Genomic DNA, 23,206 nt, shown 5'->3' with positions numbered 1-23,206 from the left:
CGACGCCATGTGATGCGTTCACGTCGGGGTTGCGCCGCACCGGGCGCGCGGTCATGTCGGGGCACGACCAGGTGTCACTCCGCAGCAGTCTTGCGCCGGGAAGGCCGCTCGTTCAAGCCGCCAGTTCCCAGGACGTACGACTGCACCAGGTGGTTCCAATTACATGTGCGGCATACCTCTACGACGTGGACGTTGAACTCCTCGAACACGGCTGCCATCCGGTCCAGCTCCTCGGAAGCTCGCGCCGAACCGGACGCGTGCTTGAGGGCATCACCGAAGACCCAGGAGACCAGGGTCAACGGTTCCTTCCGACACACCGGGCAGGTGACCCCGCTCGGCTCACCATGGAATTTCGCCGCCTGCAGCAAGTACGGGTCGGCGTCGCAGACCTCCATCACCCCGACGCGGCCAGCGTGGACCTGCGCGAGCAGCGCCCTGCGCTGCAACGCGTAGTCGACCACTTGCCGTTGGGTCTGCACGACCACAGGGTACGTGCCGACGACGACTGCTCCATGCGCCGTTCAGGGCAGGCGTGCCCACCAGCCACCACGTGCAGTGACGACCGCCACCTGCGCGCCGCTCGATCGTGGTTCCCGATATATCGGCGCGATATAATCCACCAGGTGGCTCAGCGGGATGCGCGCACGTGGCGCGCAGTCCGGTTCCGCACGAAGCCACCGATGGTTTCGGGCCGAGGAGGTGCGGATGCTCGAACTCGCCGTGCTCGGACTTCTGCACGAGGCCCCGATGCACGGCTACGAGTTGCGGAAGCGGTTGCACGACACACCTGGTGCTTTCCGCGCGCTGTCTTGCGGAACTTTGTACCCGACGTTGCGCAGGCTGCAGCGCGCCGGACTGATCGAGGAAGAACCCGACGTGCACGGCTGGGGCCGGCGGGCCCGTCGCGTGTACCGGATAACCCCGGACGGCGAGTTCCGCTTCACGGAGCTGGTCGGCGACTGCGGGCCGCAGGCCTGCGACGACAACGCGTTCGGCGTGCACATGGTGTTCTTCTCCCGCACTCCGGCCGAGGTTCGGCTGCGGATCCTGGAAGGGCGGCGGCGCCGCGTGGAGGAACGCCGGGACGGCCTGCGCAGCGCGCTGGCGCACGACGACCGGTTCGACCGCTACACGCGGGAGCTGCACCGCCTTCGCCTAGACCACAGCGAACGCGAGGTTCGCTGGCTCGACGAAATCATCGAAAACGAACGCGCCGAGCAGGACGCTGCGGCGCGTGAGCAAGAACTGCAAGGACACGACAGATGACCAAGAAGGAGGGCCCTGCCATGGGCGGAGAACGGCCCGGTCGTACGGTGCGAGTGGCGATCGTCGGCGTCGGGAACTGCGCGGCATCCCTGGTGCAGGGCGTCCACTACTACGCCGACGCCGACCCGAACAGCCGGGTGCCCGGCCTCATGCACGTCGAGTTCGGCGAGTACCACGTGCGGGACGTCAAGTTCGTGGCGGCCTTCGACGTGGATGCGAAGAAGGTCGGCCGGGACCTCTCCGAGGCCATCGTCGCCAGCGAGAACAACACGATCAAGATCGCCGACGTGCCGCCGCTGGGCGTCACCGTGCAGCGCGGTCACACCTACGACGGCCTCGGCCGGTTCTACCGGGAGACCATCGAGGAGTCCGACGAGCAGCCGGTCGACGTCGTGCAGGCGCTCAAGGACGCCGAGGTCGACGTGCTGGTCTCCTACCTGCCGGTGGGCTCCGAGGAGGCCGACAAGTTCTACGCGCAGTGCGCGATCGACGCCGGGGTGGCGTTCGTCAACGCGCTGCCGGTGTTCATCGCCTCGGACCCGGAGTGGGCGAAGAAGTTCGCCGACGCGGGCGTGCCGATCGTCGGTGACGACATCAAGTCGCAGGTCGGGGCGACCATCACGCACCGGGTGCTGGCCAAGCTGTTCGAGGACCGCGGCGTGCACCTGGACCGCACGATGCAGCTCAACGTCGGCGGCAACATGGACTTCATGAACATGAAGGAACTGGAGCGGCTGGAGTCGAAGAAGGTCTCCAAGACGCAGTCGGTGACTTCGCAGGTCGACCGCGATCTGGGCAAGCGCAACGTGCACATCGGTCCGTCGGACTACGTGCCGTGGCTGGACGACCGCAAGTGGGCCTACATCCGGCTCGAGGGCCGCGCCTTCGGCGACGTGCCGCTGAACCTGGAGTACAAGCTCGAGGTGTGGGACTCGCCGAACTCGGCGGGCATCATCATCGACGCGGTCCGCGCGGCCAAGATCGCCAAGGACCGCGGCATCGGCGGCCCGATCCTGTCGGCCTCGTCCTACTTCATGAAGTCCCCGCCGGAGCAGTACTCCGACTCGGCGGCCTACCAGGCCATCGAGGACTTCATCGAGGGCAAGACCGAACGCTGACCCGTTCGAAACGAGAGGGCACCCGCGCCACGAGCGGGTGCCCTTCGTCGTTCAGGGGTCTCCAGACCCACGCGCCACCTCCCTCCATCGATCCTGCGAGCACCGGTTCTCAGTGCTGCAACTGCTGCTCGGCCCTGGACAGGACCGAGTGGACCGGGGCGTGACCGTCGGTGGTCACCCAGGAAACGCGCAGTCCGGGGCGGACGCGCTTGCGGCCGACGCGCAGCGGCCAGCCGGCCACTTCCCGCGCCTGCTCGGCGATCGCTTCGCCGGTGCCGCTCGGGTGCTCGGCGATCACCGCGAACTCGTCGCCGCCGTAGCGGGCCACGGTGTGCTCGTCGCTGAGCCCTTCCCGCAGCCGACCGGCCAGCGTGGTCAGCAGCTCGTCGCCGCGGTCGAAGCCGTGCTCGGCGTTGAAGTCTGCGAGCCGCTGCACGTCGATCAGCACCAGTGTGGACAGCGTGCCGCGGCTGCGGGCGCGTATCAGGGACTGCTCGAGGCGGTCCAGCAGCAGGACGCGACCGGGCAATCCGGTCAGCGGGTCCAGCAGGCCGCGGCTGTGCGAGACGTCGGTGTGCACCGGCTGCAGCAGGATCAGCACTCGGCTGCGCCCCTGGACCCGCACCGCGTGGTAGTCCGCCCAGATGCGGCTCAACGGCTGCCCGCTGCGGGCGATCACCATCGGGATGGACAGCGGGGAACCGGCGCGCAGCACCTGGCCGGCGAGGTCTGCCCAGTCCGGCATCGCCGCACCGGTCTCGTCGCGCAGGTGCCAGCCCGCGGGACGGGCGCCGGTGAGCAGGTCGGCCTTGGCCAGCTGCATGAGTTCGGCGGCGACGTCGTTGGTGGCCAGTACCTGCCCGCGTTCATCGGTCAGCAGCACACCGACGTTGAGTCCGCTGATGTTGTCGTCCCACACCGACGTCAGCTGAGCAGCCGTGGTCACGTCAACAACACTCATTCGGCCTCCTCCTCCCCACCAAACGGAGCAGTCCGTCTGAGCCTCCCCTCCCAGCAGGTCCCTTTTCAAGGGCTCAGCGACCACCCTTAATGGTGGTGTTCTCGCTCGACAGATAACGCTGCGTCAGTTCTTGACGATGCAGTTCCTGATCGTTCACCTCGCCGAACGGCACTTGACGATTCGAGCAGGTGAAACATTAGAAGTGGCACCGATCCCAAAGCGGGCCTGCGACAGGCCCTTCGGCCGCGTAGATCTCTACGCTTGTCCGGGGGAATTGTGCTCAGGCGAGGAGGACGACGCATGCCGGTGACCGGGATCGCGCGAACACCGCTGGCCGACCGGTTGCGCGAACACCGGAGGCTGCTGGCGGTCATCGCGGTCGCCGAACTGCTCGCGGTGGTGATGGTGTCGACCATCAACACCCACGACCACATCGACGGCGAGGTGTACCGGCTGGGCGCGAAGGCGCTGCTGGGCGGCCATGACCTCTACAACAACCTGCCCGCGACCGAGTCCGGGCTGCGGCTGCCGTTCATCTACCCGCCGTTCGCGGCGATCCTGTTCTCCCCGCTGGCGCTGGTCCCGAAGGCGGTCTCGACCGCGGTGATCATGCTGGTCAGCCACCTCGCGCTGCTGACCACGCTGTACATGGTGCTCAGCGCGGCGACGTTCCTGCGGGCGCACCGCGAGCGGGTGCTGCTGGTGGTGGCGGCGGTGCTGCCGGTGGCCACGATCAGCGAGCCGGTGCTGGAGACCATCACCTACGCGCAGATCAACATCGTGCTGATGGCGCTGGTCGCGGTGGACTGCCTGTGGCGGACGGACGGGCAGCAGAAGCTGCCCTACCCGCGCGGGCTGCTGATCGGCCTGGCCGCCGGGATCAAGCTGACCCCACTGGTGTTTCTGCTGCTGCCGCTGCTGCGCAAGGACGTGCGGATGATCGCGACCGCGCTGCTGACCTTCGCCGGCACCGTGCTGCTGGGTTTCGCGCTGACCTTCGACAACGCCCGCCGCTTCTGGCTGCAGGAGGTGTTCGCGACCAGCAACGTCTCCTTCGGCCCGAATTTCACCGGCGACGCCTCGACCTACGCGGGCAACCAGTCGCTGCGGTCGCTGCTGACCAAGGTCGGGGTGAACCACCTGACCCCGGTGCTCGCCGCAGTGGCGGTGATCGCCCTGGTCATGGCGGTGCTGGGGATGCTGCACGCGATCCGGCAGCGGGACCTGCCGACCGCGGTGGTGATCAACGGCGTGTTCGGCCTGCTGATCTCCCCGATCTCGTGGTCGCACCACTGGGTGTGGGCGATCCCGGGGCTGGTGCTGCTGCTCGGCGCGGCCTGGACGCGGCGCGACTGGGCGCTGCTGCTGGCGTCGACGCTGGTCACCGGGGTGTTCATGATGGGCCCGCACTGGAAGGTGCCGCAGGGCAAGGGCCTGGAGCTGACCTGGAACCTGCCGCAGAACCTGATCGGCAACGCCTACGTCTACCTCGGCCTGGCCTTCCTGCTCTACAACGCGATCCTGTGGTGGAACGCCCGCCGCACAACGCCCGCCGAGCCCACCGCGACGTCCGAACCCGCGATCCCCGCCCGCGCCTGAACGCTCTGATTGGCAGTTTCAGGCAAACGGTCCGCCCATTCCGAAAACGGTGTTTGGGCAGTTCTAGGCAAAACTGCCAGTCCACTGGAACGAAAAAAACCGGGGCGGGAGCTGTCGAGCTCCCGCCCCGGTTTTTCGCTGAGCGGATCAGATGCGGCTGAAGACCACCGTGTCAGCGTTCTCGAAGCTGCGCTGCTGGACCTGCTGGGACAGGCCGGGCAGCGGCAGGGTTTGGTCCTGCATCGCGGTGATGTTCGGGATGCTGTCGCCGAGCACCGGCAGGGCCATGCCGGCGCTGCGCGGGGCCGGGACCGGCGCCGGGCGCAACGGGCTATGGGTGACGAGCTTGTGCTCCGGCAGCGCGGCCTGTAGCTCGTCGATCACCTGCACCGCGACGTCGGACTGCAGCGGCGCGTCGGTGAACTCGATGGCGCGCGGGGTGGGCGCGTCCAACGCGGCGGTGATCCGGCTGATGGTGGGCACCGAGGTCTGCCCGCCGCCCAGGGTGTTGAGCTCACCGACCAGCGGCAGCGGCGCCTGCACGCCCGGGTTGTCGCTGCGCTCAGTGGTCCCCGGCGTCTTGCTCAGCTGGAGCAGCGGCGGCAGCCCGGAGAGGTCCAGCAGCTCGTTGGCCTTGGCCTGCAGCTCACCCGGCACGTCCAGCGGCACGAACTCACCGCGCGGGGTCGGCTGCGGCGCGATCGCGGACAGCGCCGCCGACAGCACGTCGCCGGGGACGGTGTGCAGCTCGTTGCGGAAGCCCGGCAGCTCGGCGGAGGTGAGGTCCACCTGCTTCGCGTCGAGCAGGCCGCCCCGCGGCGGGGTGAGCACGCCCTGCCACAGATCGACGATGCCGTCGGCCGGGCCGAAGCCGTCGAAGTAGACCAGGTCGTCGTGCGGGGTCAGCAGATTTGCAGGGACATCCAGGACCGGACCCGATCGAAACGTCCCCTCGTCGAGGGCATGCGCACCTCCTCGGATCACCTCGCCGATGGGCCCGGCCCAGCTCAGCGAGCGGTGGAAGCCCTCGGCCGGGGTGACCGGCCGGTTGCCGTCGAACGGCGGCAGGCCCGCGTGCTCCAGCGGGCGCGCGTCGGCCGGGTCGGCGATCCAGCCCGCCAGGTGCAGCGGGGCGGCCGACTGCTCGGTGGGTGCGGGTTCGGTGTGCCAGTCGCGCAGCGCCGGCATCTCCTGCGTCATGTCGTTCTCGACGACGGGCAACAGGTCCCGGACCGGGTCCAGGGTGCCCGCCAGCGCGGTCACCTGGTGCGCGGCGCGCGACTCGACCAGCGGTACGTTCACCTGAGCGTTCTCCGGGAACAGGTCGTCGGACAGGCAGCGCCCGTCGGCGCCGAGCTGGCCGAGCGCGTTCACCGGCTCGCCGAGCGGCGAGGTCGGACGCTCCGGGCAGGCCTGATCGGCGGATGCGACGCCGCTGCCGACGGCCAGCATCCCACCGGTGACCAGCGCGGCCTGCACACCGCGCTTCGCCCAAGTCTGCATGGATTGCTCCTTCACGAGGTTTCCTCAATCGGGGAGGGAACGGGTTCGAGCCACACCGCCGGCCGGGTGCGTGCAGCACGGCAGCGGGCATTTCGGAATTGGCTTCGGGTTTCGCGCGGCCGACTCGAGGCGTGCTTGTGCGCCGCGGTGACGTGGCCGCCGTGCGATCAGTCAGGAGTGGTTCCCGGCTGCGGTTCGGGGACGCTGGGCAGCAGAGTCCCCGTGGTGTCGCAGCTGGGCGCACCGGCTTTGGCCGGGGCGCGGACCGGCGCGGCGGGGTGCCAGCCGAGCGCGGTGGTGTTGTGGTGCGGCCCGTCGGTGGCGCCGCCGCATCCGGGGGCGCCGGGCGTCGAGGGCAGCACGAAGGGAGTCGCGTCGATGGGGAGGCGCGGCTGCGCCGGGGGCTCCGGCGCGGGAGGTTCGGGCGGCGCGAACCACTGCGGCTCGGACGCGGCCTCGGCGACGTCCTGCACCGGGCTTTCGACGACGACGTCGGCGGCCGGTGGCTCGGCGTGCGGAGTCCGGTCCGTTTCCACCGGCTGCTGCGGCGGCTCCGCCGGCTCGGGTTCGGCGGCGGTGTCCGGGGCGCTGGTCTGGGTGGTGGTGACCGCCAGCGCATCGCTGGCGACCTGCCCGACTTCAGCGGTGGGCTGCCGCAGCACCTCGGTGACCGGCTTGGCCGCGTCGAGCAGCTTCCCGGTCGGGCCGGAGTTGACCAGCTGGAGCGGGTCGAGCCGGGTCAGCGAGAACTCCGCCGGACCGGACTCGCTCTCCGGGACGTCGACCGCGGCGTGCTCGGCTTCGGTCTCGGCCGCGGACAGGCCCGCCGCGTCGGCGGGACCGTGGTCGAGCAGCCAAGCCGCGGAGGTTCCGGCGACCGTCGCGCCTGCCACCACCAGCGCACGACTGAGCAGCCGCCACTGTCGGGCGGCTCCCGTCGTGCGGTTGTGGCGGGACATGTCGGGGCCAGAACCTCCTCGGCTCAGCGGTGTGACTCCCCACAGGACTGTGATCTCCTGCTTGCCGACGGGCACTCTTCCAAACCAACCGCCCCATCCGTAAGCGTTGGGCGACAGCTTCGCTACATCGTGTTACTCGCGATCGGACGATGTTGCGGGCTGTGGTCATCTGCGGACCTGGCGCTCCAGTCGGCGCTACGGTGGTAGGGTGAACGACTTCAAGATCGCCGAACGGGACTACGCGGCCAAGTCGCTCCCGCGCGTGCTTCGGGTTTCGGCCGCCCTCAGCTGGCGCACGCTGGTCATCCTCGGCGCCGTCTACGTGCTCGGACTGGTCCTCAAGCAGATCTACGTCGTCGTGATCCCAGTGGCCATCGCGATGCTGATGACCGCGCTGCTGGCCCCGGCGGTCTCCCGGCTGACGCGACACGGGGTGCCGCGGGCGCTGTCGACCGCGCTGGTGATGATCACCGGGCTGGCCGTCGTCGGCGGCGTGCTCACCTTCGTGATCAACGCGTTCATCGCCGGTTTCCCGGACCTGCAGCAGCAGGTCATCGCCTCGCTGACCGCGCTCAAGACCCAGCTGGCGCAGAGCCCGCTGCACATCAACGACGCCCAGATCGACAACTACCTGCGGCAGGCGCAGGAGTGGTTGCAGGCCAACCAGGCGATGCTGACCAGCGGCGCACTGTCCACGGCGGGTACCTTCGGCAACTTCCTGACCGGCCTGGTGCTGGCGCTGTTCACGCTCATCTACTTCCTGTACGACGGCCGCGGTGTGTGGCTGTTCGTGACCAAGCTGGCCCCGAAGAACGTCCGGCACAAGCTGGACGTGGCCGGTTGCCGCGGCTTCAAGGCGCTGGTCGGCTACGTGCGGGCGACCGCGATGGTGGCGGTCGTCGACGCGCTGGGCATCGGAACGGGACTGGTGATCCTCGGGGTGCCGCTGGCGGTCCCGCTGGCCGCGCTGGTGTTCCTCGGCGGCTTCGTGCCGATCGTCGGTGCGGTGGCCTCCGGTGCGGTCGCGGTCTTGGTCGCGCTGGTGACCAAGGGCTGGGTGACCGCGCTGATCCTGATCGGCGTGGTGCTCCTGGTCCAGCAGGTCGAGGGCAACATCCTCCAGCCGCTGCTGCTCGGCCGCGCGGTCCAGCTGCACGCGCTGGCCGTCGTCCTGGCGATCAGCATCGGCGCAGTGGTCTCTGGCATCGTCGGCGCCCTGCTGGCGGTCCCGCTGGTGGCGGTCCTCAACGCCTCGATCCGCTCCCTCGTCGGCGAGGAGGAACTGGAAACCCCACCAGCACCGGCGGACAAGTCCTCCACCGACCAGGACTCCCCGGAGCAGGAAACCACCGAAACGCCGCCGGAGGACAAGGAACCCGAACCCGCCGCCGACCGCTGAGTCCCGGCCCGACTCCGTCCTCCCGCCGCACGCTGCTGCGCAGCATCATCGCGACCGCGGCGAGCACGGTGTCCCTGGCCAGGTGACCGATCTCGTCGTTGACCCGCTTGAAGTGGTCCAGGTCGAGCAGCAGCAGCGAGACCGCGAACGTCCACGGGTTGCGCCTGATCTGGCGCTTTACGTTGATCGACACCGAGGTGATCACGATGACCGTGCCCGCGGTGGCGGCCAGCATCACGAAGCTCAGCAGCTCGTCCGGCCGAGGCTCCCGGCTGCCCCCGACGACCAGCGCGACCAGCACCAGCGCGACCGCTTGAACGGTGAGCACGTAGGCGATCGCCGCGGGCCGGAGTCGCCACAGCAGCCAGCCGCGCATTCGATCACCTCCCGTGCGCAGCCTGGCACAGCGAGTGGTAACTGTGCTGCATACCACCTGAACTATTCCGGTCGATGCCGTTGGTGATCACAAACACGCGGGGTGCTCGATACGGCGGTCTCGGTGAACGGCTCGGTACGGCAGGATGGTCCGCTGGGAAGGAGCGAACTTGACCAGTCCGCCATCGAACGAACCGCGGATGACAGATGGGAGCTCGCCGCTGTGGCGCGGGCACAACATCCTCCGCATCGTGATGTTCCTGTACGCGTGCGGTTGGGTCGCCGTCCAGTACGACGAGTACGAACGGCCTTGGCTGGCCTTGGTCGTCATCGTGCTGATGGGCGCGTGGACCGCGTTCACCGTCTGGCGCTACTGGTTGCCGGCCGGGCGCACCAACCTGCTCGTCTCGATCGACATCGTCGTGGTGACGGTGCTGTTCATGAGCAACGAGTTCATCCTCACCGATCAGCAGATGGCGGAGAGCGACCCGTCGGTGGTCACGGCCTGGCACCCGACGATGGTCACCGCGGCCGCCTCCCAGTGGGGCACGCCCGGCGGGCTGATCACCGGGGTCTTCGCGGCCGCCTGCAACTTCCTGCTCCGCTGGAAGACCACCCCGGACATGGCGCTGGACACGGTGCTGCTGATCGGCGTCGGCACGGTCATGGGGATCGCCTCCAGCAGTGCCCGCACCACCACCGCACGCCTGGCCCGCGCGCTGCGCGCGGAAGCCGCGACCGCCGAGCGCGAGCGGCTGGCCCGGGACATACACGACAGCGTGCTGCAGGTGCTGGCGCGAGTGCGCCGCCGCGGCACGGAGCTCGGCGGGGAGGCCGCCGATCTGGCGCAGCTGGCCGGTGAGCAGGAGATCGCACTGCGCGCGCTGGTCGCGACCACACCGCAGGAGACCACCGAGAACGGTGAGACGGATCTGGCCGCGAAGCTCCAGGTGCTGCGAACGGGGCGGATCCACGTGTCGGTGCCGGGCAATCCGGTGCTCCTCCAGGAGCCTTTGAGCTCGGAGCTGTTCGCCGTGGTCCGGGAGTCGCTGGCCAACGTCGAGAAGCACGCCGGACCCGACGCCCAGGCGTGGGTGCTGCTGGAGGAGCTGCCGGACGAGGTGGTGGTCAGCGTCCGCGACGACGGGCCGGGCATCCCCGAGGGCCGGCTCGACGAGGCGGCCGCCGAGGGGCGGCTCGGGGTGGCCAAGTCGATCAAGGGCAGGGTGGGCGAACTCGGTGGCACGATCACCCTGGACACCGAGCCCGGAGAAGGGACCGAGTGGGAGATCCGGGTCCCCCTGCCCGGTGCGAAGCCGGCCAAGCGCCGCAGAGGAGGAGAGCGATGAGCAAGCCGCCCGTGTCCGTGATGGTCGTCGACGACCACCCGATGTGGCGCGACGGAGTTGCCCGCGACCTGGCCGAGCGCGGCTTCGAGGTGCTGGCCACCGCCAGCGACGCCGCGTCCGCGCTGCGCATCGCGCGGACGGTCAAGCCCGACGTGGTGCTGATGGACCTCAACCTGGGCGAACCCTCCGGGGTGACCGCGACCCTGCAGATCACCCAGGAGATCCCCGGCACCCGCGTGCTGGTGCTGTCGGCCAGCGGCGAGCACAGCGACGTGCTGGAGGCGGTCAAGGCCGGTGCTTCCGGGTACCTGGTCAAGTCGGCGTCGGCCGAGGAGCTGGTGGACGCCGTCGAGCGCACCGCCGCCGGGGACGCCGTGTTCACCGCCGGACTGGCCGGGCTGGTGCTCGGCGAGTACCGGCGGATGGCGATCACCCCGGACTCGGAGACGCAGGCCCCGCAGCTGACCGACCGGGAGACCGAGGTGCTGCGGCTGGTCGCGAAGGGCATGACGGCCCGGCAGATCGCCAAGAAGCTGGTGATCTCGCACCGGACGGTGGAGAACCACGTGCAGTCCACGCTGCGCAAGCTTCAGCTGCACAACCGGGTCGAGCTGGCCCGCTACGCGATCGAGCACGGCCTGGACCAGGAGGCGTAAGCGCGTTTCCGCTGCTCACGAGCCCCGCCACCCGAGACCGGTGCGCGGGGCTTTTCGTTGGGTGAGGGCGATTCGGTGCAGGAATTTCCGGATTCACCCGATCCATCTAGGAAAGTTCTTGTCGAACCCGGTTTTCCCTGGTCGCACGCGGAACACGCAGCGTCATCGCAGCCACGGACGGCCGGACGGCGACAGCGCGTGACGCGCTGGTGACGAACCGGTGACGGGGCCTTTGGCCTACTCGTCCCCAGCGGCTGAGCCGCAGTTGAAATTCCGTCGAAGAACTAGGAGCAGACCATGTTCGAGACCCACGAGTTCGCTGAACTGCTGCCGGAGCGCAAGGCCCTGGGCGGCGGCTGGTGGAACGGCTTTGACATCGACCAGGACATCGACATCGACCAGGACGTCGACGTGGACGTCGACAACAACTCCTTCGCCGGTGACGTGGACGTGACGGCGTTCAACAACGCCAGCGTGAACCAGCACGCCAACTGATTCGCCAGTAGCCGATGAGTTCCCGGGCCGCTCACCGCTGCTGCGCGCGGTGAGCGGCCCGGGTCCCATTTCGCGAAGGAGAAGGACATGCACGCACTCGAGCTGTCGAGTCAGTCGGTGGAACTCCTGCCCGCACGCGATGCACTCAGCGGCGGCGGCAACTTCGGTATCGGCGACATCGCCATCGTCAACCAGTTCAACATCATCGTCGCGGTCAACCTCGGTGGTGGCATCTGGCAGGACATCGATGCCAGCAACGTGGCCGACATCGACTTCAACTGATGAACCGCCAGGCCGGGAGCGGGAGAGAGGACCGTTCCCGGCCAGCGTTCGCGCGGACTCGGAGCGGGTCCAGGAGGTTGTGCCATGACAGAAGCTTCCGACGTCGAGGTCGCGGACTCGAGAGATGAGAACGCCGTTCCCCGACTCGTCGACGGCGTCGCACTGCTCGGCGAGTACGAGGGCGGCGGGTACGAGGAGCCGCGCTACCTGGTTTCGCGGGCCGACGGGCAGATGGTGCTCGTCTCCCCGCTGCTGCACGAGCTGGCGAGCCGGCTCGACGGGCAGCGCAGTCTCCGCGAGGTGGCCGAGCAGGTCAACCAGGACCTCGGCGAGGACCTCTCACCGGCGGACGTGGCCTACCTCGTCGACGAGAAGCTGTACCCGATTGGCGTGGCCACCACGTCCGAGCCGCTGCCGGACCCGCCGCGCGCGGACCCGCTGCTGTCGCTGGTGTTCAACACCCAGCTGCTGCCACCCGGGTTCGTCCGCGTCGCCGCGACGATCCTCTCGCCGTTCTACCGGCCGCTGGTGATCGCGCTGATGCTGTGCATGTTCGTCGGCGTCGACGTGTGGCTGGTGATGTCCGGGGGCATCGACACCGCGTTCCACCGGTCGGTCGGCGACCCGATCCTGGTCCTGACACTGATGGTGCTGTGGGTCTGCGCGACGCTGTTCCACGAGTTCGGCCACGCCGCGGGCTGCCACTACGGCGGTGCGAGACCGGGCGGGATCGGCGTCGGCATCCTGATCTTCTACCCGGCCTTCTACACCAACGTCACGGACGCCTACCGGCTCGGCCGGCGCGGTCGGCTGCGCACGGATCTGGGCGGGATCTACTTCAACGCGATCTTCATCGTGGCCATGTTCGGGCTCTACCAGGCGACCGGGCTGCCGTCGCTGGTGGTGTTCATGGTGCTCAACCACCTGCAGATCCTCCAGCAGCTGCTGCCGCTGCTCCGCCTGGACGGCTACCTCATCCTCGGCGACCTGGTGGGAGTGCCGAACCTGTTCGCCTTCGTCGGCCCGGTGTGGCGGCGGATGCGCGGGAAGCCGGACGACGGCGAGGCGCCGATGCACCAGGCACTGCGCCCCCGCGTGCAGATCCTGGTCACGGCCTGGGTGCTGATCGTAGTCCCGCTGCTGATCCTCGGGTTGACGATGCTGCTGATCCGGCTGCCGTTCTACCTGGCGACCGGAACGACCAAAGCCCTGGAGTACGGGGAGGTCGCGTGGAACGCGGGTGGCCACGGGCAGGTGGGGGTCCTGCTGATGGCGATCCTGTCGATGCTGATCCTGCTGGTGCCGTGGGTCGGCGGCACCGCGTTCGCGATCCGGACAGGTCGACGGGTCACCCGGCTCGTGGTCAAGCTGCGGGCTCGGCGGCAGGCCCGACCGCACGCCCGGCACCGCAAGGACTCCGGACGGTGGCACCCGCCCAAGGCGGCGTGAGTCCGGTTCGAAAAAAGGGGGGAGGGCGAGCTCCGGTCCCGCACAGCGGGGACCGGAGCTCGTCTTTCGTGGTTCAGCCGATCTAGCTGCGACAACAGGATCAGGAGTCACGTTGGGTAGTCCCGTAACAGCCGACCGGAGCCGCCCGATGGGAGCGGGTGTGGGCACCCCGGTCCCGGTGCGCAAGCCGGTGATCGGGAAGGGGGAAGCCCGCTTCAGTTCGGTCGAGGGGGGAACTATGAGCGGTGGCACGGTGCAGCCGGCGGAACGCCGACGGACGCGCACGCCAGCGCAGCCCGATCAGCCGTTCCGGCTGACGCTGCTGGGTGGCTGGGAGCTGCAGGCGAGCGGCGAGGCGGTGGCGATGTCCAGCAGCGGACAGCGCCTGCTGGCCCTGCTCGCGCTGCGCGGGCGCACTCAGCGCGACTACGCCGCAGGCATCCTGTGGCCGGAGAGCGACGACCAGAACGCGCTGGCCAACCTTCGGACCACGTTGTGGCGGGTGCGCCAGCGGGCCCGGGGCGCGGTGATCAGCACGCAGCACGAGATCGAGCTGGCGCCGCTGGTTTCGCTGGACATCGACGGCCTGGTCGTCGCCGGACGCTACCTGCTGGAGGACGGCTCGGGGGACTCGCCGGGCGACTGCGCGGAGATCGGTCGCGACCTGGCGAACCACGCGCCGCTGCTGCCCGGCTGGTACGACGACTGGGTGCTCACCGAGCGGGAGCGCCTGCAGCAGCTCCAGGTGCACGCGCTGGAGGTCGCCGCCGAGCGGCTGGCGCAGTCCCGACACCTGGCCAGCGCCCTGGAGATCGCGCAGGCTGCGACCCAGGTGGAGCCGTTCCGCGAGACGGCGCACTGCGCGGTGGTGAAGGTCCTGCTGCAGCAGGCGAACCCGGCGCAAGCGGTCCGCCACTACCGCCGCTACGAGAACCTCCTGGACCGGGAGCTGGGCATCCGCCCCTCGGACCACCTCCGCAGCCTCGTCCGCCCAGTCCTCACGACCTGACGCGCCACCGTCCGGGCTGGCCCCTCTCACCACCACGACCATCGCAAGGTGCAACGCCCAGTGGGAGACCACAGTTTCAATTGAAACTGTGGTCTCCCGTGGGTGGGATTTACAGTTTCAATTGAAACTGTGGTCCAGCGGGCAGCTGCGATCCCTGGCCTGGGTGATTCGCCCAGCCGTCGGTCAGGACGTGAGGACGGACTTGACCGCCTTGCGGGCGTCGGCCGGGGTGGCCGTTGCCAGGGCCGCTTCGGCGGCTTGGCGGAAGGCGGCCATGGGGTGCTCGGCGAGGGCTGCGCCGACGGCCGGGACTGCGGCTCCGGCCATCGAGAGGCTGGTCGCGCCGAGGCCGGCCAGCACGCTGGCCAGCTGCGGGTCGGACGCGGCTTCGCCGCACACGCCGACCGGCTTGCCCAGCTCGCGCCCGGCCTTGCCGACCTGCGCGATCAGGCGCAGCAGTGCGGGCTGCCACGGGTCGTTGAGCTCGGCGAGCGCACCGGCCATCCGGTCCGCGGCGAACACGTACTGGGCGAGGTCGTTGGTGCCGATGCTGACGAAGTCGACGGCGGCCAGGATCTCCGGAGCGCTCAGCGCGGCGGCCGGGACCTCGATCATCACCCCGGCGCGCGGCAGACCCGCCGCGCGGACCCGCTCGGCGAACCAGGCGGCTTCCTCCGCGGTGGCGACCATCGGCGCCATCACGGAAACCTCGGCACCGGAGTCGGCGGCCGCACCGGCGATCGCGGCCAGCTGCCGGTCCAGCAGGTCCGGCCGGTCGAAGGCCACGCGCAGGCCGCGGGCACCGAGCGCCGGGTTCGGCTCGACGCCCATGTCCAGGAACGCCAGCGGCTTGTCCGCCCCGGCGTCGAGGGTGCGCACGATGACCGGCTTGCCCGCGAACGGTTCGAGCACCTCGCGGTAGGCCGCGCGCTGGGTCTCCACGGACGGTTCGTCGCCAGCCGCGAGGTAACAGAACTCGGTGCGGAACAGTCCAATGCCCTGGGCCCCGGCAGCTGCCGCAGCGCTCGCGTCAGCGGCCGATCCGACGTTGGCGACGACCTTGACCGGCTCACCGTCCGCCGTGACGCCGACGCCGTTCCACTCGACGGCGGCGGCCCGTTCGGCGGCCTGCACGGCCACCTCTTCGTCGCTGATCTCCACCTCGCCGCTGTCACCGTCGACGACGGCGCCGACCGCGTCGGACGACTCGAGCACTCCACGGACCGCGACCACGGCCGGAATGCCCAGTGCACGCGCCAGAATCGCGGTGTGGCTGGTCGGACCGCCCTCCTCGGTGACCAGCGCGAGCACCAGCTCGGGGTTGAGGTCGGCGGTGTCGGCGGGGGCGAGGTCGCGGGCCAGCAGCACGCTCGGCCGTTCGAGCTCGGGCACGCCGGGCGGGGTCACGCCGTGCAGCTCGGCGATGATCCGGTCCCGCACGTCCTGCACGTCGCGGGCGCGTTCGGCCATGTAGCCGCCGGCCGTGCGCAGGGCGTCGGCGAACCCGTTCGCGGCTTCGAAGATCGCGCGAGGTGCGGGCAGCGAGCAGGCGGTGACCTGTTGCTCGGCCTGCGAGATCAGCGCCGGGTCCATGGCCATGGCGGCGGTGGTCTCCAGGACGGCTTTCGCGTCGCCTTCGACTCGCGCGGCGCGCTGGAACAGCCGCTCGGCCACGGCGTCGGCGGCGGGGCGGATCCGCGCGGCCTCGGCGGTCGGATCGGTCGGTGCGGGAGTGGCGGGCGGTTCGGGCAGTGGATCGGCGACCCGGGCGACCGGTCCCGAGGCGTGGCCGGAGCTGACTCCGACACCAGTCAAACGCGACATGGTCTAGACCATACCTTTCCGAAGCCTTCTGCATAAGCCTCATCAACGCGCCTTGCTCCGAGCGGGAATGCCGCCCGATACGGCGCGTCAGATCGACCTTTGCCGCGATCGTAGGCACCGGTACACCGTTCGGCGCGATGCGAAGGTGGACACGCCCACACGCGGTGACCTCAGTGGTTCCTACGTCACCCGAATGTCGCAGCACGCTGACTACCCATGAGTAACGAGTGAGTAGCTGTACGGATCCTGGCGGCACCCCCCGAACAGCAAGCTGTTGGCATGGCAATGAGCACGCAGATCACCGAGCCGACCCCGACCATCGACTGGTTCGCCGAGCCGCTGGCAGCGATCATCCGCCTGTTTTCGGCTCAGCTCCCGGACGTCCCCGAGAGCTCGGAGAACCCCGACGCCACGAACAACATGCTCCCGCCGCCGACAAGCGAGTGGCCCGACTGGGCTCCTTCCGCAGCAGCGGGGGAGACGGTCGACACGAGCCTGGCGACCCCGGCCTTCATCCCGGTAGCCCGGACGGCGAGCTGACCGACGACCGATGCCAACACGAGAGAACCGAACCTGAACGGCCCGTTCACTTCGAAGGAGGAGCGGGCCGTTCGTCGTTCTGGCGGGCCACTGTGGAGCTTCCGGGGGTCGACCGTTCGAGCTAACTTGCGACCGGGTGCGCATCTTTTCCGCGTTGTCCGGGGGCAGACTGAACAAGTTGCTGCTCGCCGGTATCGCGCCACCGACGATCGCAACCGCCAAGGGCCGACCGCAACGCCCCCCGTGCGGTCGGCCCTTGTCACGTCCTGGCTCAGTTCTCCTTGCGCAGGCCGATGGCCTTCAGCGCACCGTCGATCAAGCCGGGCTTCTGCTCCGGCAGCAGGTGCGGCGCGTGCTCGCCGACCGCGCCGAGGACGGTGCCCGCCGAGGGGTTGACCGCCTGCCACTCGCCGACGACGACCGTCGGGACGGTCTCGTTGCCGTCGGCGATGCTGCGCACGGTCGCCGCCGCCTCCGCGTCGTCCCAGATGTTCACCTCGGTGAATTCCAGCCCTTGCCGACGCAGCCCGGCCCGCAGCGAGGTGCAGAAGGGGCAGCCCGGGCGGGTGTAGACGACGACTTCCTGCACTCCGGCGGTCATGTTGCCTCCTAGATCGCAAACCGGCTTGATCGTGCCCACGAGCTGCAACGCGGCGAGCACCCGGTTCATTCGCCCCGCGGTCGCATCCGGTGCGAACGCGAATCAGCGGAATCGACGCTAACTCACCCGGTTCGACGGTCCGATGCGACACAATCGCTGCGCGTCCAGAGGAGGTGCCGCATGACCGAGGTGTCCAGGCGCGAGCGGCTCCGCGCCGCCACCGAACTGGAGATCCGCCAGCACGCCCGGGTGCTGTTGGCCGACCACGGCAGTGACGCGGTCACCTTGCGAGCCATCGCGCGGGAACTGGGCATCACCGCCCCCGCGCTGTACCGCTACTACGAGTCGCGCGAGGACTTGGTCCGCCAGCTGTGCGACGACGTCTGCGCCGACCTCGCCGCCGAACTCCACGGCGAATCGGACGAGGCCGGCGAGAGGTTCCTGGACAAGATCTTCGCGGTGTGCCGCGGATTCCGCCGCTGGGCGCTGGCCCACCCGGAGGAGTTCGCGCTGGTCTTCGCCACCCCGCACGCCGAGGCGGAGCAACGCCAACCGGACCAGTTCGCGACGGTCTTCCTCGGCATCGTCGGCCCGTTCCTCGCCGAAGGCGCAATCCTGGCGACCCCAGCGGACCTGACGACCGAGCTGCCGGATCTGTCCGCCCACCAGAAATCCCTGGCAGCAGCGTTTTCCACCGCAGGCGTCGAACTACCACCCGACGCACTCCGCCCGGACGCGGTGTACTTCCTGCTCCGCTGGTGGGTCCGCCTCTACGGCCACGTGGCCCTGGAAGTCTTCGGCCGCTTCCCCTTCGACCTGACCGACGCAGACCGCCTCTTCGAAGCAATGCTCCACGAGCTGACCAGGGAAACCGGCCTCACCTGAACTGGTCTCAGCTCCAGATGCCGTGCTGGAGAACACGGGGATCAAGGGTGACGGCGACCTGGGGGTGGTGCTCGTCGACCAGGTCCTCGATGGCGAGCCGGTGCTTGCCCACGTAGGGCGGCGGCACGGCGGCGAGCTTCTGGCGCGTCCGCTCGTCCAGGTATGCGCGGCATTCCTCGTCGGTCATGGTGTCGAACACCGGTTGTCGGGCGGCCGGGGACTGCACCACCTCCCGCATCTGCCAAACGCTGATCACGCCAGGGCCAGCTCCCGCGTGCTGCCCGTGCCCACCGCGCAGCGGGAAGACCGCGACGAACACCGCAGCGGCGGCCAGCACTCCGAGCGGCGCACCCACCGGTGAGCCGATGAAACCGAGCATGACGTCCATCCCGAACCTCCTTGCTTCCCAACGAATCCGGATTCAGTCCTGAGTGGACTGCGCCGCCTGCGCATCACGCCGCGCCGTGGCTTCCGACCAGCAGGTTTCGCAGGTGGGCGCCAACCAGTCCACATCGGTCACCCGGACGACGCCGATGCGCAGGCCGCACAAGGTCGCCCGCTCCTGCCCGGGAAACGGCGGCTCATCAGGCTCCAACCCGTGCCGCACCCCGTCGACGGGCCGCCAGTAGGCAACAGGCCGTTGCGGCTCCAGGTTCGGATAGAGCACTGAGAACACCTCCAAAGACCGGGGAAAGGAGAGGCGGCGGGCCGACGGGGTCGGGGAGGGGCAACCACCGGCCCGCCACCTAGATCGAAAGTATCCCGGAAAGCTTTCTGGCGGTATTACCTGATCGTGTTCCGTTTCATGTGCTAAACCTGAACCATTTCCGGATCCAACACGACACGAGGAACCAGATGGCACCCTCTTCGCCACCTGTAGCAGCGTGGGAACTCGGCGTCCGCCTGCGGGAAGCACGCGAGCTGAGAGATCTGAGCTCAACGAATGCCGCGAAATCCATTGGTATCACGCAGAACTACCTGAGCAACGTAGAGCATGGCCGACGCCGGATCGCCGAGGACAAGCTCGAGAAGCTGCTCACCAACTACGGCGTGCGCGAAGACGAGCGCAAGGAACTCCTTGCGCTACGCCGAGCATCAGACGGGACCGGTTGGTGGTCGCGTTACAGCGGGCTGTTTTCAGCAGAACTCATAAGGTTCTTCGGATACGAGCACGGTGCGCAGGAGATGCACACCTACGAGGGCGCCATGATCTCGGGGTTACTGCAGACCGAGAATTACTCTCGCGCCGTTCACAACGGAGACGGGGCGAATCTGCGCAGGTCAGAGGTCGAGCGCCGCATCGAAGCCCGTGTCCGTAGACAGGAACGTCTCACCGGGACCGATCCGCTAAGCGCAACGATCGTCATGGCTGAAGGTGCTCTCTTCCAGCAGGTCGGCGGGCCGGAAGTGCTTGCCGAGCAGCTGAAACACCTGCTCACGCTCATGGACGCCCACCCTGACACTCTCGATCTTCGGATCATTCCCTTCAGCGCAGGGGCGTACTGCGCGCTGGGCAGCTCAACCTTCCACCTGCTGACCTTCCCGAGCACCAGACTCATGCGCCTCGGCTGGCACGAGACCGTGACCTCGCTGAACCTCGTAGAGAGCGAGCTAAAGGTTCACCAATACAGCGTTGCGTTCTCCGAAGCGCTGAGCCGTGCAGCGGATCGAGACGGCTCCAAACAGCTCATCCGCAGGGCATTGCAGCAGATAACATGAGCGGGTGTCAGGTTTAGGTGAGTGCTTACCCAACGCCAACTGGTTCAAGTCCAGCTACTCGACCAGTTCACAGGGCTGCGTCGAAGTCGCGATGACGCCCGAGGTCATCGGGGTGCGGGACACGAAGGACCGCGACCGCGGGACGTTGGTGTTCGCGCCGCAGCGCTGGTCCGACTTCGTGAACTCCGTCAAGCAGTAAGTCGCCTAGGAGATCGAGCCCCTGCTGGCCACCATCACCCGGCAACTAGAAGCCGAACTCTCGGCCCGAACCCGCTTCTTCGAGATCTAGGCGACTCGGTATGGGCATGGATCTTCCGCTGTCCGAGCAGTTCGTCCTGCTCGGCCACAAACCCACCGGGGGTCGGGTGCGGTGGGCGGTGAATTACGCGGGAGCTGCTGAGCTCGCGGACTTCCTGCTCTGGAAGCGCATCAACTTCACCGGGTGGAAGATCCGGGTGATCAACGCCGCGCCGACGGGTTCGGCCTGGTTCGACGGCGGTCTTGCCCTGCTGTCGCAACGCGCGGGTGCGAAGGGCAAGCCCGTTCCCGTGCTGAAGTACCTCCAGGACCGGGGACCGTTGTCCGGTTCCAAGACCTGCGCGTTCGCCACACACCGAGATGCGCTCGCCCGCCGGGATCTCCTGCGGTGCGGCCAGAAGCGTCTGCTCGGCGTGATCCCGCGCGCCCGCTGGTATCCGAGTCCGGCTGCGTGGAACGCGGTTCTGAACGAACTCCGCGCCTTCGCCCGCGGGGAACTACCACCGGAAGGCCGCCTGGTCCTGCTCGCCGCCCTCGTCCACAGCACCGGCCTGCACCAGAAACTGGCACTCACCACGCCCGAACGCAAGCAGTTGAAGCAGATCAGCCAGAGCACCGCACTCGGACAAGCCGTGCGAGCAGTCATCAACGCGCAGGCCGCCGCGGTGTGAACCACGGCGGCCTGGAAGAACCGGAAATGAGGACGGTGGTCACTGCTTTGGTTGGTTGAAGCGGATGCGGTTGCCGAAGGGGTCTCGGAGACCGCAGTCGATTCCGTACGGCCGCTCGGTGGGTTCGTCGGTGAACTCCACGCCCTTGGCCAGCAGCGTCTCGTAGGTCTTCTGGCAGTCGTCGGTGGTCAGCACGAGCCAACCGCCCATGACGCCCTTCGTGACCAGGTCCCGCACCTGCTCAGCGAGTTCCTCCGACATGGCCGGCGGACCGGGTCGCTCGAGCAGGATCTGCCGGCCGGGGTCGCCGGGCACCTGGACGGTGAGCCAGCGCATGAACCCGAGGTTCTGGTCGCTGCCCACCTCGAGGCCGAGCTTGTTGACGTAGAAGTCGTACGCCTCGTCCTGGTCGAGCACGTAGATCTGGGAGAGCGTCACTGCGTTGAACATGGTCAGAACACTATTCGGCGGGGCAGCGCCGGTGCTTATCCAAAACTGACCGGTCTCATCCAGTTCTTCGCGAAGCAGGTGGGAACGCCGGCTGCGGCGCCCCGGTTCTGCTCGCGGTAGTCGCTCGGTGACAGGCCGACGATGTCGTGGAACGTGCGGCTGAACGTGCCGGTGCTGGAGAAACCGACCGCGAAGCAGATCTCGGTGATGCTGCGCTCGTCCTCCCGCAGCAGCCACATGGCGCGTTCCACCCGCCGGCGCTGGAGGTAGCGGTGCGGCGTTTCCCCGAAAACAGCGCGGAACTTGCGGTTGAAGTACCCCGGCGACACGTGGGCGATCCGGGCGAGCGCGGGCACGTCCAGCGGCTCGGCGTAGGAACGGTCCATCGCATCCCGAGCGCGAAGCATCAGCCGGTTCGTCTGCTCGGATGCCTTGGCCACGAAGAACATCCAAGCACACGGCGAACATCGAGCCCTGAAACGCCGAAGGCCGCTGCGGTTCGAACCGCAGCGGCCGGAGGCGAGGACTGCGGCCCGTGGGGTGCTCGGGCCGCCGTGCTCGGGTCAGGGGTTGGTCACCGCCGAAACCTCGCCCACGTGCAGGTTCTCGATGACGTTGCGGGCGTCGCGGTACTGGTACGAGCCCGACTCGAACAGCAGGTAGGCCTGGCCGTTCAGCTCGGTGATGCCCTCGGCCATGCTCGGCGCGCGGTAGCACTTGGTGGACGGGCGGTCGATGTCGGTGGCGCCCTTGTCGACCACGTAGAGGTTGCTGCGATTGTCGCGGTCGTGCGACGTGCTGAACACGAACTTGTCCTCGGTGACCATGAGGCCCTGGGTCTTCTTCGGCACCTCGTAGGTCGTCTGCTCGGTCAGCGAACCGTCGTCGCCGACCTGGTACGACTGCATCGTGCCGCGCCCGGCTTCGTTGAACTTGCCCGCGTAGACGGTGCCGCCGTCAGCGGAGATGAAGGACGCCGCAGCGACCTCGCGGGCGTCGCCGACCTGCTCGAGGTACGGGATGCCGCCCGTCTTCATCGCGTCGTGCAGCTCGGAGAGCCTGTACTTGCGGATGGTGTGCTGGCTGCCGGAGTCGCGGCCCTGCACGAACGCCCAGCCGTTGCTGATCGCGATGCCGCCGACGTGCGATTCGGCAATGGCGACCGTGCCGACGTGCCCCCAGGTCTTCGGGTCGATGCCCATGATCAGCGAGTTCTGCCCGGGCCTGCCGTAGGCGGTCACCAGCAGCAGGTCGGTGCCCGCGCCGTCCCAGCCCGGCCAAGCGGCCAGGCCCTGCGGGGTGGTCTCGTCCAGCCTCGGCACCACCGGGCCCTTGCTGAAGGCCTTGTCGTAGACCTTCGAAGCGGACGGACCCGGGTAGAACGGCTGCCAGAAATTGGCCGCGGACTCGCACGCGATGGCCTCGTCCTCGTCGGCCATCGCCACGGTCGTGGTCGTCGCCGCGGTGCCCAGCAGCAGCGCGCCACTCAGCGCGGCAATGGTGACCTTCCGGAGCAGGGGTTTCATCGGGCCTCGCAAAGCTTGTCGGTATCGATTCGTCCACAGTGGGACGCCGCTGCGCCGAATTCGGTTCCCGCTCAACCCAACTTTTCTCGATCGAGTGGCACCCCGGGCCTACCGGACCACAGTTTCAATTGAAACTGTGGACTACCGGCGCGTCGGACACTCGACACACCGGAGAATGTGGACAACTAGCCCGACTTGGGGATGATTTCCGCAATTCCCATTGAGGTGATCTCAGTGGTTTATGTGTAGCCGTGTTCGTGGTGGGTGAGCACGAGTGCGGCTTGGACGATGTCGCCGGTTTTGCGGGGGCTG

The 23,206-nt window shown here is 68.6% G+C and carries 27 protein-coding genes; 16 read left to right on the top strand and 11 right to left on the bottom strand.

Features of this window, described 5'->3' with window-relative positions; all coding sequences use genetic code 11:
- Positions 1-74: 74 nt before the first annotated feature.
- Complete coding sequence (locus tag ACWCO2_RS32675; RefSeq protein WP_450131649.1) at positions 75-479, bottom strand: DUF5318 domain-containing protein; 405 nt, start codon at positions 477-479, stop codon at positions 75-77.
- A 226-nt stretch (positions 480-705) separates the two neighbouring features.
- On the opposite strand from ACWCO2_RS32675, the gene ACWCO2_RS32670 reads away from it, so the two are divergent.
- A complete protein-coding gene (locus ACWCO2_RS32670) occupies positions 706-1,266 on the top strand; it encodes a PadR family transcriptional regulator (RefSeq protein WP_450131648.1) in 561 nt (186 codons plus the stop codon).
- 20 nt (positions 1,267-1,286) lie between these two features.
- The gene (locus ACWCO2_RS32665; RefSeq protein ID WP_450131657.1) at positions 1,287-2,384 is read left to right on the top strand and encodes an inositol-3-phosphate synthase; all 1,098 of its coding nucleotides are present in this window, start codon (positions 1,287-1,289) and stop codon (positions 2,382-2,384) included.
- 109 nt (positions 2,385-2,493) lie between these two features.
- Here ACWCO2_RS32665 and ACWCO2_RS32660 read toward each other — a convergent pair whose 3' ends face one another.
- Positions 2,494-3,345, bottom strand: a complete 852-nt coding sequence (locus ACWCO2_RS32660) for a GGDEF domain-containing protein (protein WP_450131647.1) — start codon at positions 3,343-3,345, stop codon at positions 2,494-2,496.
- A 300-nt stretch (positions 3,346-3,645) separates the two neighbouring features.
- Between ACWCO2_RS32660 and ACWCO2_RS32655 the strand changes: the two genes are divergently transcribed.
- A complete protein-coding gene (locus tag ACWCO2_RS32655; protein WP_450131646.1) occupies positions 3,646-4,944 on the top strand; it encodes a glycosyltransferase 87 family protein in 1,299 nt (432 codons plus the stop codon).
- Positions 4,945-5,091: 147 nt separating this feature from the next.
- Here ACWCO2_RS32655 and ACWCO2_RS32650 read toward each other — a convergent pair whose 3' ends face one another.
- On the bottom strand, positions 5,092-6,447 hold the full coding sequence (locus ACWCO2_RS32650; RefSeq protein WP_450131645.1) for a hypothetical protein: 1,356 nt from the start codon (positions 6,445-6,447) through the stop codon (positions 5,092-5,094).
- A gap of 167 nt (positions 6,448-6,614) precedes the next feature.
- Entirely contained in the window at positions 6,615-7,406 is a 792-nt protein-coding gene (locus ACWCO2_RS32645) for a hypothetical protein (RefSeq protein WP_450131644.1), read from the bottom strand.
- A gap of 208 nt (positions 7,407-7,614) precedes the next feature.
- On the opposite strand from ACWCO2_RS32645, the gene ACWCO2_RS32640 reads away from it, so the two are divergent.
- From ACWCO2_RS32640 to ACWCO2_RS32605, 8 genes are all read left to right on the top strand, one after another.
- A complete protein-coding gene (locus tag ACWCO2_RS32640; protein ID WP_450131643.1) occupies positions 7,615-8,805 on the top strand; it encodes an AI-2E family transporter in 1,191 nt (396 codons plus the stop codon).
- Between the two features lie 98 nt (positions 8,806-8,903).
- Entirely contained in the window at positions 8,904-9,122 is a 219-nt protein-coding gene (locus tag ACWCO2_RS32635) for a hypothetical protein (protein ID WP_450131659.1), read from the top strand.
- 228 nt (positions 9,123-9,350) lie between these two features.
- Entirely contained in the window at positions 9,351-10,529 is a 1,179-nt protein-coding gene (gene macS / locus ACWCO2_RS32630) for a MacS family sensor histidine kinase (protein WP_450131642.1), read from the top strand.
- Positions 10,526-11,185, top strand: a complete 660-nt coding sequence (locus tag ACWCO2_RS32625) for a response regulator (RefSeq protein ID WP_450131641.1) — start codon at positions 10,526-10,528, stop codon at positions 11,183-11,185. Before macS ends, ACWCO2_RS32625 begins: the two co-directional genes overlap by 4 nt.
- Positions 11,186-11,482: 297 nt before the next feature.
- Positions 11,483-11,680: a hypothetical protein gene (locus tag ACWCO2_RS32620; RefSeq protein WP_450131640.1), complete on the top strand. Its 198-nt coding sequence runs from the start codon at positions 11,483-11,485 to the stop codon at positions 11,678-11,680.
- 87 nt (positions 11,681-11,767) lie between these two features.
- Positions 11,768-11,962 (top strand): hypothetical protein, encoded by a 195-nt coding sequence (locus ACWCO2_RS32615; protein ID WP_450131639.1) that lies wholly within the window; start codon positions 11,768-11,770, stop codon positions 11,960-11,962.
- Positions 11,963-12,046: 84 nt separating this feature from the next.
- Positions 12,047-13,411, top strand: a complete 1,365-nt coding sequence (locus ACWCO2_RS32610) for a hypothetical protein (RefSeq protein ID WP_450131638.1) — start codon at positions 12,047-12,049, stop codon at positions 13,409-13,411.
- A gap of 148 nt (positions 13,412-13,559) precedes the next feature.
- Positions 13,560-14,420 carry an AfsR/SARP family transcriptional regulator gene (locus tag ACWCO2_RS32605; protein ID WP_450131637.1) on the top strand — a complete coding sequence of 287 codons (861 nt, stop codon included), beginning with the start codon at positions 13,560-13,562 and terminating at the stop codon, positions 14,418-14,420.
- 183 nt (positions 14,421-14,603) lie between these two features.
- On the opposite strand, the gene ptsP is transcribed toward ACWCO2_RS32605, so the two are convergent.
- Positions 14,604-16,244 carry a phosphoenolpyruvate--protein phosphotransferase gene (gene ptsP / locus ACWCO2_RS32600; RefSeq protein WP_450131636.1) on the bottom strand — a complete coding sequence of 547 codons (1,641 nt, stop codon included), beginning with the start codon at positions 16,242-16,244 and terminating at the stop codon, positions 14,604-14,606.
- 279 nt (positions 16,245-16,523) lie between these two features.
- On the opposite strand from ptsP, the gene ACWCO2_RS32595 reads away from it, so the two are divergent.
- Positions 16,524-16,784: a hypothetical protein gene (locus ACWCO2_RS32595; RefSeq protein ID WP_450131635.1), complete on the top strand. Its 261-nt coding sequence runs from the start codon at positions 16,524-16,526 to the stop codon at positions 16,782-16,784.
- A gap of 271 nt (positions 16,785-17,055) precedes the next feature.
- Here ACWCO2_RS32595 and ACWCO2_RS32590 read toward each other — a convergent pair whose 3' ends face one another.
- The gene (locus tag ACWCO2_RS32590) at positions 17,056-17,385 is read right to left on the bottom strand and encodes a glutaredoxin family protein (RefSeq protein WP_450131634.1); all 330 of its coding nucleotides are present in this window, start codon (positions 17,383-17,385) and stop codon (positions 17,056-17,058) included.
- Positions 17,386-17,565: 180 nt separating this feature from the next.
- On the opposite strand from ACWCO2_RS32590, the gene ACWCO2_RS32585 reads away from it, so the two are divergent.
- Positions 17,566-18,270 carry a TetR/AcrR family transcriptional regulator gene (locus tag ACWCO2_RS32585; RefSeq protein ID WP_450131633.1) on the top strand — a complete coding sequence of 235 codons (705 nt, stop codon included), beginning with the start codon at positions 17,566-17,568 and terminating at the stop codon, positions 18,268-18,270.
- 7 nt (positions 18,271-18,277) lie between these two features.
- Here ACWCO2_RS32585 and ACWCO2_RS32580 read toward each other — a convergent pair whose 3' ends face one another.
- Together ACWCO2_RS32580 and ACWCO2_RS32575 are read right to left on the bottom strand one after the other, a co-directional pair.
- On the bottom strand, positions 18,278-18,658 hold the full coding sequence (locus ACWCO2_RS32580; RefSeq protein ID WP_450131632.1) for a hypothetical protein: 381 nt from the start codon (positions 18,656-18,658) through the stop codon (positions 18,278-18,280).
- 33 nt (positions 18,659-18,691) lie between these two features.
- The gene (locus ACWCO2_RS32575; RefSeq protein ID WP_450131631.1) at positions 18,692-18,937 is read right to left on the bottom strand and encodes a zinc finger protein; all 246 of its coding nucleotides are present in this window, start codon (positions 18,935-18,937) and stop codon (positions 18,692-18,694) included.
- Positions 18,938-19,125: 188 nt separating this feature from the next.
- Here ACWCO2_RS32575 and ACWCO2_RS32570 point away from each other — a divergent pair, with 188 nt between their 5' ends.
- From ACWCO2_RS32570 to ACWCO2_RS32560, 3 genes are all read left to right on the top strand, one after another.
- A complete protein-coding gene (locus tag ACWCO2_RS32570; protein WP_450131630.1) occupies positions 19,126-19,989 on the top strand; it encodes a helix-turn-helix domain-containing protein in 864 nt (287 codons plus the stop codon).
- Positions 19,990-19,993: 4 nt separating this feature from the next.
- Positions 19,994-20,188, top strand: a complete 195-nt coding sequence (locus tag ACWCO2_RS32565; RefSeq protein ID WP_450131629.1) for a DUF397 domain-containing protein — start codon at positions 19,994-19,996, stop codon at positions 20,186-20,188.
- Between the two features lie 106 nt (positions 20,189-20,294).
- On the top strand, positions 20,295-20,918 hold the full coding sequence (locus ACWCO2_RS32560) for a GOLPH3/VPS74 family protein (RefSeq protein ID WP_450131628.1): 624 nt from the start codon (positions 20,295-20,297) through the stop codon (positions 20,916-20,918).
- Positions 20,919-20,957: 39 nt separating this feature from the next.
- Here the strand turns inward: ACWCO2_RS32560 and ACWCO2_RS32555 are convergent, their stop codons facing one another.
- From ACWCO2_RS32555 to ACWCO2_RS32545, 3 genes are all read right to left on the bottom strand, one after another.
- Complete coding sequence (locus tag ACWCO2_RS32555; RefSeq protein WP_450131627.1) at positions 20,958-21,368, bottom strand: VOC family protein; 411 nt, start codon at positions 21,366-21,368, stop codon at positions 20,958-20,960.
- 35 nt (positions 21,369-21,403) lie between these two features.
- The gene (locus ACWCO2_RS32550) at positions 21,404-21,775 is read right to left on the bottom strand and encodes a helix-turn-helix domain-containing protein (RefSeq protein WP_450131656.1); all 372 of its coding nucleotides are present in this window, start codon (positions 21,773-21,775) and stop codon (positions 21,404-21,406) included.
- Positions 21,776-21,931: 156 nt separating this feature from the next.
- Positions 21,932-22,894: a hypothetical protein gene (locus ACWCO2_RS32545; RefSeq protein ID WP_450131626.1), complete on the bottom strand. Its 963-nt coding sequence runs from the start codon at positions 22,892-22,894 to the stop codon at positions 21,932-21,934.
- Positions 22,895-23,206: the final 312 nt, after the last annotated feature.

This window comes from Saccharopolyspora sp. NPDC002376, from assembly GCF_053593195.1.
The sequence above is the reverse complement of the archived record's forward strand: the minus strand, read 5'-3'. Positions and strand labels throughout refer to the sequence as shown.